Annotated in this window: 13 protein-coding genes; 8 read left to right on the top strand and 5 right to left on the bottom strand. The window is 51.8% G+C overall.

Translation table 11 applies throughout. From position 1 onward, the window contains the following. Positions 1-22 precede the first annotated feature (22 nt). On the bottom strand, positions 23-1,177 hold the full coding sequence (locus LZ463_RS25350; RefSeq protein ID WP_241459097.1) for a hypothetical protein: 1,155 nt from the start codon (positions 1,175-1,177) through the stop codon (positions 23-25). 164 nt (positions 1,178-1,341) lie between these two features. Here LZ463_RS25350 and LZ463_RS25355 point away from each other — a divergent pair, with 164 nt between their 5' ends. Beyond that, a complete protein-coding gene (locus tag LZ463_RS25355) occupies positions 1,342-2,073 on the top strand; it encodes a response regulator transcription factor (RefSeq protein ID WP_241459098.1) in 732 nt (243 codons plus the stop codon). Then, positions 2,070-3,503 (top strand): HAMP domain-containing sensor histidine kinase, encoded by a 1,434-nt coding sequence (locus LZ463_RS25360; protein WP_241459099.1) that lies wholly within the window; start codon positions 2,070-2,072, stop codon positions 3,501-3,503. The genes LZ463_RS25355 and LZ463_RS25360 overlap by 4 nt, the downstream gene beginning before the upstream one ends. Before the next feature lie 15 nt (positions 3,504-3,518). Here the strand turns inward: LZ463_RS25360 and LZ463_RS25365 are convergent, their stop codons facing one another. Next, the gene (locus LZ463_RS25365) at positions 3,519-4,610 is read right to left on the bottom strand and encodes a threonine aldolase family protein (RefSeq protein WP_241459100.1); all 1,092 of its coding nucleotides are present in this window, start codon (positions 4,608-4,610) and stop codon (positions 3,519-3,521) included. 131 nt (positions 4,611-4,741) lie between these two features. Here LZ463_RS25365 and LZ463_RS25370 point away from each other — a divergent pair, with 131 nt between their 5' ends. From LZ463_RS25370 to LZ463_RS25395, 6 genes are all read left to right on the top strand, one after another. Then, positions 4,742-6,451 (top strand): M14 family zinc carboxypeptidase, encoded by a 1,710-nt coding sequence (locus tag LZ463_RS25370; protein ID WP_241459101.1) that lies wholly within the window; start codon positions 4,742-4,744, stop codon positions 6,449-6,451. A 101-nt stretch (positions 6,452-6,552) separates the two neighbouring features. Beyond that, a complete protein-coding gene (locus LZ463_RS25375; RefSeq protein WP_241459102.1) occupies positions 6,553-6,774 on the top strand; it encodes a hypothetical protein in 222 nt (73 codons plus the stop codon). A gap of 27 nt (positions 6,775-6,801) precedes the next feature. Further along, entirely contained in the window at positions 6,802-8,562 is a 1,761-nt protein-coding gene (locus tag LZ463_RS25380) for a tetratricopeptide repeat-containing diguanylate cyclase (protein ID WP_241459103.1), read from the top strand. A 104-nt stretch (positions 8,563-8,666) separates the two neighbouring features. Next, the gene (locus LZ463_RS25385) at positions 8,667-8,891 is read left to right on the top strand and encodes a hypothetical protein (protein WP_241459104.1); all 225 of its coding nucleotides are present in this window, start codon (positions 8,667-8,669) and stop codon (positions 8,889-8,891) included. Between the two features lie 135 nt (positions 8,892-9,026). After that, complete coding sequence (locus tag LZ463_RS25390; protein ID WP_241459105.1) at positions 9,027-9,866, top strand: SAM-dependent methyltransferase; 840 nt, start codon at positions 9,027-9,029, stop codon at positions 9,864-9,866. A gap of 188 nt (positions 9,867-10,054) precedes the next feature. Continuing rightward, positions 10,055-10,447: a hypothetical protein gene (locus tag LZ463_RS25395; RefSeq protein ID WP_241459106.1), complete on the top strand. Its 393-nt coding sequence runs from the start codon at positions 10,055-10,057 to the stop codon at positions 10,445-10,447. Positions 10,448-10,555: 108 nt separating this feature from the next. On the opposite strand, the gene LZ463_RS25400 is transcribed toward LZ463_RS25395, so the two are convergent. The 3 genes from LZ463_RS25400 to LZ463_RS25410 form a co-directional block, all read right to left on the bottom strand. Further along, entirely contained in the window at positions 10,556-10,771 is a 216-nt protein-coding gene (locus LZ463_RS25400; RefSeq protein ID WP_241459107.1) for a DUF3820 family protein, read from the bottom strand. Further along, complete coding sequence (locus LZ463_RS25405; RefSeq protein WP_241459108.1) at positions 10,771-11,442, bottom strand: DUF2242 domain-containing protein; 672 nt, start codon at positions 11,440-11,442, stop codon at positions 10,771-10,773. The genes LZ463_RS25400 and LZ463_RS25405 overlap by 1 nt, the downstream gene beginning before the upstream one ends. A 66-nt stretch (positions 11,443-11,508) precedes the next feature. Then, positions 11,509-11,706, bottom strand: coding sequence for a hypothetical protein (locus LZ463_RS25410; protein WP_174244932.1), 198 nt, complete (start codon positions 11,704-11,706; stop codon positions 11,509-11,511). Positions 11,707-11,899: the final 193 nt, after the last annotated feature.

Consider the following 11,899-nt stretch of genomic DNA (forward strand, 5'->3'; position numbering starts at 1 on the left):
CGGATTGATCGCACATGCTTGCTTATAACGCTGCCATGAAGGCCTTGCGTATCTGCCGCCCGCATTTGACCGAAACCGCATAGGCGCCCAGGTCTTTATCGTGCCGTGAAACGATGCCATAGTATTTTTTATCTGCCGATATCCAGGGATAGAAACCCCATTTTCCCGGGCTGGAATAGGCGTCGATACTGCCTTTGCCATATTGTGATTCCACCCAGTGATTGTAGGAGTAAGTCCAGGGCTCGTTCAGTATGGTGATGGGGGAGTAACCAACCTTGCCAGGACAGGCAGAGGGCAGGGCGCAGACGGCATTGTCGCCAAGATAGCTGCCTATGACGAGTTCTCGCCGCATGATCTTGCGCAGGAACTGTGCATAGTCGCTGGCGCTGGCAAATTCACCGCCTGCCATCAGCGGGTCCAGCGCCGCCATATTGAAGCCACGGCTGAGGCCTATGGTGTTCTGGTATTCAGTATCAATTTGTGCTGCAGTAAAATTACCCAGGCCCAGGTCAACGGCAGCCAGTTTCTGGTCGTGCCCGCTGTCATAGTTGAATTTGCCCACTGTATTGGGGTCAGGTTCGGACGTCTTGCCATTCATGCCGCCATTAAAGCAGGCAGCAACCGTGGTCTTGCCGACGCAGCCATCGTCATTCATGCCAGTATAGCCGGACATGAACCTGAGCCCATCTGCCAATGAGGCATCGCTGCGCACCTTGTCTATGCCTTTCTTTTCCACTGCATATGCACCAAAAATCCATTTTGATGCCGAGGCGATGTTGAAATGACTTTGCGCATCAACGCTGGCAGCACCGGTTGATCCAGAGGCGATGGGGGTGCTGCTATTGGCGTCACCGATTTCCCAGTAAAAATCCCCGGTCACGTCATGTGCACACAGCGCATCGGTATTGGCGGCATTTTTGGCGGCATTGATGGCCGCTGTATATGTTGTTGCCGTGCCCGTGTTGCCTGATGAACCTGAAGTCGTTGATGTGGTGCTGCCGTTGTTACTGGTGACGACCGGTGGCGAGGTGACCGTAGTGCTGCCTGTCGTGGCACTGCCGCCACCGCAGGCAGACAGGATGATGGCGCTGGCCATGCTGCCGGCAACTGCCAGTACCCTTGCATTTGATCTTGTATTTGATCTTGTATTTGATCTTGTTTTTGATGAAAGTGACATGGTTTACTCCGTGGTTTTCAAAGTGAAATCATGGCTATTCACGCCTGCTCTCAGACTGTGACCAGATTTGTTTGTCACTTTAACCAGCAATTCTGTAATTTTTATGGAAGTGGCGGTATGCCTTTATGTCTGTGGCAAAATAAGTCGTGTCCAGCCACATTGCCATGACTCCAATGACTCCAGTATCGCCAGCGCGCCCGTCAGCCCTTTTGCAGGTTCTGCTCGTGGAAGATGATCCACTGATTGCCCATACTTTGGGTATGGGACTGCGTTTTGAAGGATTTTCATTGACCCCTGCCGCCAGTATCAAGGAAGCGCATGAGCAGCTTGCCAGGCATGATTTTGATGTCATGCTGCTTGACATAGGCCTGCCCGATGGTGATGGCATCAGCCTGTGCAGGAAATTGCGGCAAAGCCACCCTGGCACGGCGATATTGATCATCTCTGCCCTGAGCGACGAGCATACTGTCGTCACTGCATTTGATGTCGGTGCCGATGACTACATGCGCAAACCCTTTGGCTTGCAGGAACTCAGCACCCGCATGCGCCGCCAGCATTTGTTGCGGCAGACTGAAACGCGTCAGCGCAACAGCATCGCGTTTGGCCGCATACAGATGGACAGGGGGCGACGTACGGTCAGCATCGCCGGAACAGCCCTGCAATTGGGCAAGAAAGAATTCGATGTCCTGTTCTTGCTGGTGCAGGCGGGCGGTGACACGATTACGCGCCAACAGATACTGGCCCAGTTTGACGGTGACAGCGCGATTTATGACCGCACCATCGATTCCCATCTCAGCCACCTGCGCCGCAAGCTGAAAGATGCTGGTGCCGATGAGCGCATTGTTGCCATATATGGCGTAGGCTACAAACTGGAGCTGGCCGGGAGTACCTTATGAGTCGTTCTTTATGGTGGCGATTTCTTGCAGTCAGCATTTTGTTTGCAGTGGGTCTGACAGCCATGTATCTGTTCATGTTGCGTGAAGTCACGGGCAAGTCTGGCGATGAAGTCCAGCGCAGCGTCTATGTGTTCATTGCCCGTATCGTCGAAGAAAGCAGCTACGAAGAAGGAATGAAGAAGCTGCAGTCTTACCGGGCAGAGTCACCGGCCATCCCGCTGGAATTATGGGTTGTTGATGGCAACAATAGCGTACTGGCCAGAAATACCGACGCTGCACCGCCGGTTACTTTGCTGCAAAGAGACAAGCCTGAACAGATTCATGATGTCGTGGCGAGAGGGCGGTTTTTTTCAGGCAGTGCAGCCAGCGCCATTGTGCGTTTGCGGGCGGCGCAACCGGTTTATTTGCTGGTGCGTAATCCTGGCACTCCTGCCAAGGGCACCTTCTTGACCATGACCTGGTTATTTTTGCTGACGGTGGTGGCAGCCATTTTACTGGGGCTGTTCATGCTGACTTTTTATCTGCGCGGACGTTCACAGGAAGCGCAAAAAGTCATACAGAGTATGGAGGCAGGTAATCTGTCCACCCGGTTTGCGACCGGCAGGCTCGATGCCATTGGTGGGTTGATGGTGCATTTCAATTCCATGGCGGATGAGATAGAGCGGCTGGTTACCCGCTTGCAGGCAAACGAGCGCCTGCGGCGTGAAATGCTGCAAGAACTGGGGCATGACCTGCGTACCCCTCTGACCAGCATGCGCGCCGCCGTGGACACTCTGGCGACGCATGGCGAAGCCATGACAGAAGCAGAGCGTGAAGAGTTTTTTGCCGTTATCAACAGTGAGATAGTTTATTTCACAAAATTGATTGATGACCTGTTTTTTATCGCCAGCATTGATGAGCCACGCTATCGCAAACAGCTCAACAGCCTGAACCTGCTTGAATTGCTGCGTACTGAATGCGCGAATACGCAGAATAGTTGCAACCAGCAAGGCGATGCCATCAGCTTTGTCATTGAGGATGATGTGGATCATCAGGTCGTGAACGAAGCTGCACATGAGACCGTCATCATGCAGGGCGACGCCTTTCTTATCTCGCGCCTGTTTCGCAATGTGTTCGACAATGCTATACGCCATGCCAGGCAAGCTATCCGTGTGCGCGTTTCATCCGGGGATGGTGCGGTGATACTGGTGATTGAAGACGATGGCGCAGGCATGTCGCCGGCGGCCTTGCATAGTTATGGGCAAAGGCGCGAGCAACGCCTGTTCAACGCCATTGAACCCGGCAACAACAAGAATTTGTCGCTGGGGTTGGGCTCGGTCATCATCAAAACCATCGTAGAACTGCATGGCGGCCAGATGCTGGTGGAGAATGGCGATGCCGCCAGCACTTACCCTGGTACGCGCCTGCAGATCACTTTTCCGACGGCTTGATCAGGACGTCGCAGCTCAGGACGTCGCCGCTGCCAGCAGATCGAGCGCCTTGCGCAGGACGACGTTGTCAGTGTTGAGCAGGTTATCGCCTACATACCATTCCAGCATACAGCTGTCTGGCAGGGCAGTGTGGGTGGCATGATTGAACAGCCAGATACCTTGCTCTTGCGCGATGCGGTTACGGATGGCAATTGCGCGGTCTTTGTCGACCGGTAAATGCAGGTGCAGCATGTTGCATTGTGGTGCTGCCGGATTGACTTTGAATTGCGGGTATTGAGCCAGCAAGGTGTAAAGCTCGCGGGTGCGTGCCAGGCAGGCGGGCAGGGCAGCCAGTCTTTCATCAAACTGCATCGCTGCTGCCACCACATAAGGGCTGCGCCGGTACACGCTGCCACCCTGCCTGTGCATCCAGGCCTTCGCTTTGGCAATGAATTCGGTGCTACCCAGCAGCATGGCGCCACCCAGGCCGCCTATGCCTTTGTAGAAAGACACATAGGCAGTATCGAATCCTCTGGCGACTTCCGCCAGGCTGCGACCATAGCCTGTCGCGGCTTCCCACAGGCGTGCGCCGTCCATATGCAGGTGGATGTCGTTGTCGCGACAATGCTGCTTGATAGTTTCCAGTTCATCCCAGTCCGGCAATTGCCCGCCTATTTCCCGCATGGGCAATTCATACTGGACTGCCGCCAGCTTGTCTGAAATGGCCTGGAGGTCCTTCAGATTCCAGGGCCGGTGCGGATTGCCTATTTTCAAGGCATGGAAATGTCCAAGCAACTGGTAATTGCTGTTTTCGTGGACGAGTATGTGCGAACTGGCGTGCAGGGCGACCAATGAGTTGCCTCTTTCTTCGCAAGCAAGGCGCAGGGCTGTCACCTGCGTCATGGTGCCGGTGATGCAAAACAGGCCAGCCTCCATACCGAGCAGGGTAGCGACTTTGTGTTCAAAAGCCTGTACCAGTTCACCTTCACCGTAGCTGTCATGCTCGATTTGATGTTCTTCACACCAGGCCGCCATGCGGCTGAAGGTTTGTGCCGGCGTCAGTGCCAGGTGGCCTGGCAGGGTGGTGTGGCAGCTTGATTTCAAGGCGAGTATTTCTGCATCGGTCATGGAAACTCCGGCAATTGTTGTTCTATGTTGTCAGAAGAATCAATTTGTTTCAATCTGACATGCTTATGTCATGTTGCAATTATTACTTGTAAGCTAAAATTCCACACTACAATACTTTTTTGGTGCGTAACATGGCAACAGCGTCCGCCAACCCGGCAAAATTCATTACCCCCTACGAGGCAGGTAATCAAAACCAGACCACGACCTGGGAAGCCTGTATACAGTTTTACCAGCAGCTGGCTGCAAGTTTCCCTGGCATCTTGCAGTTTGCTCAGATCGGTGTATCCGACAGCGGCAGGCCCATCCATGCCGGCATCATCACTGCTGACGGCGTGTTTGACCGCGACCGCATCAGGCAGGAGCAGCGTCCGGTTTTTTTCAATAATAATGGCATACACCCCGGTGAGCCAGAAGGCATTGATGCCTGCATGGTTCTGGTGCGTGACTTTTGCATTGAGCCTGAGCGCCTTGCTGCGCTGGGCCGTACCGTGTTTCTGTTCATCCCGGTCTACAATGTTGATGGTTGTGTCAACCGGCAAAATACTTCCCGCGTCAACCAGGATGGGCCTGAGCTGTTTGGCTTTCGCGGCAATAGCCTGCATCTGGACCTGAACCGTGATTTCATCAAATGCGATAGCGAAAACGCCCAGGTTTTCAACCGTTTCTTCAGTGACTGGAGTCCTGATGTGATGGTCGATACCCATACCTCGAACGGGGCTGACTATCACTACACCATGACCCTGATTCAGACCCAGGCCGACAAACTGGGCAATGGCCTGGGCCCTTTCCTGCGCCATACCATGTTGCCGGCGATTTATGCCGATATGCAGCAACGCGGCTGGCCTACCTGCCCGTATGTCAACCCGGTCCAGGATATCCCTGACCATGGCATAGAAGATTTTCTGGAAACGCCGCGTTTTTCCACCGGCTACGCGGCCCTGCATCACACCATAGGTTTCATGCCCGAAACCCATATGTTGAAGCCTTTTGCTGACCGCTATGCGTCCATGCGCGCCCTGGTTGAAAGCGTGCTGGCGTTTACTGTCGCCAATGCGGCAGGTATCCAGCAATTGCGTGCAGAGGCGAGACAGGCGGTTGCCAGCAGCCGGCAAATTGCCGTGCACTGGGTGGCCGACCATGGCAAGCCATCCAGCTTTTTGTTCAAGGGGTATCAGGCAGTGTACAAGCCCAGTGTCATTGGCAATTACCAGCGCCTGTCCTATGACCGCAGCCAGCCTTGGGAAAAGGCTATCCCTTACTTTGACCATTTTGTGCCTGACATCAGCATAGAACGCTCGCAAGCCTACCTGATACCGCAGGCATGGCGCGCAGTGATTGAACGCCTGCAATGGAATGGCGTGCAGCTTGAAAGACTGGACAGCGACACTGAGCTGACCGTGCAGACCTACCATATACAGTCGGTATCATCACGTCCGAATGCGTATGAAGGTCATCTGTTCCATGATCAGGTGGAATTGCAAACCCGTACTGAGACTCTGCATGTTCATGCCGGTGATTATCTGCTCAGACTGGATCAGCCACAGGCCAGGTATGCCATCGAAACCCTGGAGCCACAAGCGCATGACAGTTATTTCCGCTGGGGGTTTTTCAATAGCGTGCTGGAAAAGAAAGAAGCTTATTCCGATTATGTGTTTGAAGACACGGCCGGCGAACTATTGCGAAGTGAGCCTGAACTCAGGCTGGCGTTTGAACAATGGAAGCAGGCAAACCCTGATCTGTTGAATAATCAACAGGCTGTACTTGATTTTATCTTTAGTCATTGTGCCCGATTCAAGGAACCGGAATGGCGTCGTTACCCAGTGTTGCGTTTAATGCAATAGTTCTTTGAAAATTGTTACAACTTTTACAGAATCATAATAGAATTCTCACTAGTATTACCTCCGTTTCATAACCGAAGAAAGTTAATTGAAAGGTAAATCAAATGTCTAAATTACTTGAGTACTTGAATACTTTGGATAAAGATGCAGGCGCATTGGCTTCGCATAGAAGCGATCCACAGGCCGCTATGGGTAGTTTTGGTTTGACTGGCGAAGAACAGGCTGCTGTTTTGTCTGGCGACAAAGCCGCAGTGGCCGGTATCGTCGGGATCTCGGCGGATGAATTGCCAGCGATTGACTCTGTTGAAACTACGCCAAATCCGTAAGACGCGATCAGGCAATTGGCATATTCAATGAACTTCCGGCACATTAAGAATCTTGTCTTAGCGATACTGCTTGCTGCCGGAAGTGCTGTACCACTGCATGTCCATGCCCGGGATGCAAAAGCCGCTGAAGACCTGTTTACGCAGGCTGGTAAAGAGATCAAGATATCCCCGGAAAAAACTGCCGAGACCCTGGCAAAACTCGAAGAGTTACGTCCTTCATTTACGACCGTACAAAGAGACCGTCACTTGCTGTTGAGTGCATCAGTACTCGGTTATCGAGGGCGGCACAAAGAACGTGTGGAACTGGTGCGCGCCAATATTGACCAGGTGGTTGATCCTGATTACCGCGTGCGGCTCCTGTATCAGTTGTCGGCTGGTTATACCCAGCTTGGCGAATATGAAAATGCCCTGGTCGCGATGAATCAGGGTATTTTGCTCTTGCCCAAGCTGACCAACCAGATTGCAAAGATGGATACTTTGCAGGCTGCGATCACTTTACATAATTCCTTGCGTGCCTACGATGAAGCACACGCCTATTCTGAGCGCCTGGTTGAAATCGGCAAGGAAGATGAACATACCAGCGTCACCTGCGTAGGCTTTGCTGACCAGGTGGAAATCAACCTGTTGCGGGGAGAGCGGCAACGCGCCCGCTCCATGCTGCCCGACGCCATCAAGATTTGTGAAGAACGCGGCGCAACCGTGATTGTGCAGATATTGCGCTCACTTGCTGCCATTGACCTGATTGATTCTGGCAATTACCTGCAAGGCAAAGGGGCAGGTATCCAGTTGCTGTCTGAATTTTTGGAAGTGAACAAAAGTTCAGATTACCGTACCCAGCTTGAAGAGGCACTGGCGCGCGCATTTCTCAATACCGGTAATCTTGAACAGGCCGAGCGTTATGGCCTGCTTGCCTATCAGCATGCGAAAAGCGGCAATGCTGTTCAGTTGATGGAAAAGACTGCCGAAACCATGGCCGGCATCAAGCGGGCACAGACACAATTTGGTGCTGCGCTTGAATACTACGAGGCTGCGCTGGTATTGAAAAATCGTGTGCTGGATGACCAGTTGCACAAGAACCTGGCATTCCAGCGTGTCAAATTTGATACCCAGGATAAGTCCAATCAACTGAATCTGCTTGAGCAGAAAAACAAGATTCTTGCGGTTGAACGCGAACTGGAAAAGAAAAATAACCAGAACCTGTTACTGGCCATTGCCCTGGTAGCTGCCATCCTGGTGTTGTTGACGCTGTGGCTGATCAAGACCCTGCAGCAAAAAAACCAGTTCAAGGAATATTCACAGACAGACGGCCTGACACAGGCATCCAATCGCATGCATTTCATGGTTAGTGCGAATGAGGCGTTCAAGATGCGTAGCGGCAGCATGAGCATTATTTTGTTCGACATGGATTTATTCAAGAATATCAATGATTCTTATGGACATGCAACGGGTGACTGGGTGCTGAAGTCAGTCAGTGAAACTGTCAAAACGCATTTGCGCAAAGTGGATTTGTTCGGGCGTCTGGGTGGTGAAGAATTCGGTATCTGCATGCCGGAATCGACCCAGGCTTCGGCCTTGCAGTTGGCAGAACGCTGCCGCATGGCGATCGCCATGATAGACACCGCGCCGAGCGGACATGTGTTTGCCCTGTCGGCCAGTTTCGGCGTCGCCACCGTAGACAGCAATGGCCTGACCAGTTTCGAATCCACTTTGGAAGCGGCCGACAGGGCGCTCTACAGCTCAAAAGCTGAAGGCAGAAATTGCGTCAATGTGTTTCGTCAAGTGGCATAATGTTGTAAATTAAATATTTTTTCGAATAATATTTCCCAGTCGTAAGAAAAAGCATAGAATCAGTTTCGGTAGTTCCTTAAACTTTACTGATCTGGAAGGTAAATATGCCACCTATACTCAATTATCTAAATATGATGGACAAAAGCGCTGATCACTTGCAGGCGCACAGAAACGATCCGAGGCGAACGACCAAAGAATTCGGCTTGTCGCCCACTGAGCAGATCCTGATCATCAATGGTGACAGGCAAAAAATAGCAGAATACCTGGACTTGCCATTCAGGGATTTTGACGCTATTGATTCTATTGAGGACATACAGATAGGCTATTGATTGATGGCAATGAACGAGCGCTCGGGTTTGTACTCACTAGCCATTGCTGCAGACGGTTCGCCTGTTAATCGAAAAAAGTTCTAGTCCTGTGACTACAGGAACTTTTATTTATTTGGCTTATTTAGATAATCATTCATGAAAATCAAGAAACAAGGGTCACTAGTTTGCGTAGGTACTGGCATGCGCATGGGCGGTCAATTGACCCCCATAGCACAAAGCTATATCGAAAATTTTGATGTCGTGGTGGCGGCGATCCCGAATATTTTCACGCGCAAGTGGTTGATGGGCGTAGCTAAAGAATATATATGCCTCAATGATTACTATGCCGACATGCGCGAAGATGGTAAAAATCGCCGTAATACCTACCGCCGCATGGCCGATACCATTCTGGCAGAAATGCGCTCAGGTAAAAGGGTGTGCGCCGCGTTTTACGGGCATCCCGGTATTTTTGCCTGCATTTCACATATGGCCATTGCTGACGCCAGGGCAGAAGGCTATGAGGCGCACATGGAGCCCGGTATTTCTGCTCTGGATTGTCTGGTCGCTGATCTGGGTATAGACCCGGGCACACGCGGCATGCAGTCCATGGAATCCACACAGTTCATGATTTATCAGCGCAATATTGACCCGACGTCATTGCTGATCCTGTGGCAGCCAGGCATAGCAGGTGAACTGGCATTGAAGAAACTGGAAACCAACGAAGAATACCTGCAAGTGCTGGTCGACAAATTGACTCGGACCTATCCACCAGAACATGAGGTCTACCTGTATGAGGCAGCTACTGACCCGCTGGAAAAAGCACGGATTGACAAACTCCAGCTCAAGGATTTGCCCAGGGCATTTTTAAAGCAGATCACCACGCTGGTAATACCAGCAGCGCAAGATTTGCAAAAGGATCAGAGTATCATCGACCAGCTTGATGCAATTACGGCCAGAAGACAGAGTGCAAGGGGTGAAATGGCTGAGCAGGCATAATGACGACGGCCAGGACATACCAGTTGCAGATAGTGATGAACTTTTTATCATGCAACAATGCAAAGCCTTGAATCACCGGCTTTCTTGTCGGCTTTCAGGTTACAAATATCTGCTTTCAATTTGATTTACACTTATTTAGAATCGGTTGCGGAAGACAAAATGGTTTGTCGACATGTTGGGGGATACCTATGAAAAAAATACTGAAAAATACACTCGTCGGACTGGCTTTGGCTGGCGGTTTGTCTGTTGCCTGTGCAGAAGGCGTGGATACTTCTGTTGATGGTATCTTTACTGCACTGACCAGCAGTTCCAATCTGCAAGCAACGGTGGACAGCCTGGTTGCTGGCGGCGCCAACCCGCAATCCATCGTATCGGTTGCTGCTGCGGCAGGCATCCCGCTGGATACGGTCAAAGATTTGCAAGTGTGTGTGAATTCTTCCACCGCCGATGCTACCTCCCTGAGTGCATCCTGCTTGAGGCAGCGTAGTCTGGTGACTGCCTATGCTGCCGGCGTCAATGACCCGATGAAATACCTGCCAGCAACTGCTGCGGGCAAGCGTCAAAGCAAAGAAAGCAAATAAGCTGAAGCAAGTGAGCAGACAAGGGGATTTGATCCCCTTTATGCCTGGCTGATGTGCTTTTGGGTTGGGTCGCTTATAAAAAACGGCAAGCATGAGCTTGCCGTTTTTTTATGGTTTTGTGCGTAATGGCGTGAGCAGTTCGCGCAGGTTGTTGTGATCTATTTCATACATCAGGGCTAGCAGGCGACCTATCTCCCCTTTGGGGAAGCCTTCACGGGCAAACCAGCCCAGGTAATGACCGGGCAGGTCGGCAATGACCCTGTCCTTGTATTTGCCATAAGGCATTTTGAACGTCAGCAGTCTTTGCAGGTCGTCGGCCTGCATCAATCTTCCTCTTCTTCCCTGGTGGACTCTGTTGCGTTACTGGCGCCTGCAGCAGAAGCAGTTGCAGGTGATCCTGACGGGGCCGGTGGCGTCGGGGCTGCCGCAGTTTTCTTGTCGGTTTCCGGTTCCTGTATGTAGGGAACACTGTCCAGATAGCGCTCTACCAGCTCAAAGAACTGTTCATAAAATTGCCCGGTCGGGATGGTTTCGCTGGCCACCTTGACCAGTGCATCGTCAGTAGAACCAAAAGGCAGCGATACCGAACCAATGGCGCTGACGCCTATGCTGGCCGAGGTATTGCTCTTCTTGAGCGAATAGCGGTCACGTATGGCATTGGCAAACATGGTGGTGCTGTTGCTGCCCTTGCTGTCGGCAACGCAGACGACATTGAATTCTATTTCTGCATGGACGTCGGCCTCGGGCTGATATTTCCTGCGGCCTTTCAGCACCGATGGCTTCCAGTCACTGATGACATAGCCCTGGCTGAGCAGGGCGCGCCGGGCTGCTTCGCAGGCGCCTTTTTCCGTACCGGGGAAACTGCGGGTGAATACGCCGGTGGCGCCAAATTCTTCATGCTGGATACCGGCATGCTTGCTGGCAGTGCCACAGCCGCTTAAAGCAGCCAGGGAAAACGCCAGTGGTAATAACAATTTGCGGTGAATCATCTTCATTTCTACTTGCCTGTCAGGGAGCGGCTAATCTGGCCTGCTCATATGACCTGTAAACAGCCTGATTGTTCAGGCCAATGCTTCTTTGGCCGCCTCTTCGGGTGTCAATCCGTCGAAGAACAGGTCGGTGAACCACTCTATCTGCTCTTCTATGTGATCCTGGGCCTGGCTGACGGTGGCACCGCCAGCAACCAGAAAACCTTCGACTTCAGTGCACCAGGCGATCAGTGCTTCGGTTTCAGGATCAAGTTCATTCTTTTTTGCCATGATATTTCTTTCTTGCTTGTTGGAGCGTAGCCCGTATTTTAACTTGCCAGCACTGTGGAGGTGTTACAACTGCATTAACTTGCAAGATCACAAACGCCAGATTATTCAGGTATAACGCACCAGTAGATGCTTTGGGGGACAGCTACTGTAGATAATTTTATGACCCGAAACTCATCGCAGAGGCGTCCCTGAC

This window comes from Undibacterium paludis, from assembly GCF_022568815.1.
Lineage (GTDB): Bacteria > Pseudomonadota > Gammaproteobacteria > Burkholderiales > Burkholderiaceae_D > Undibacterium.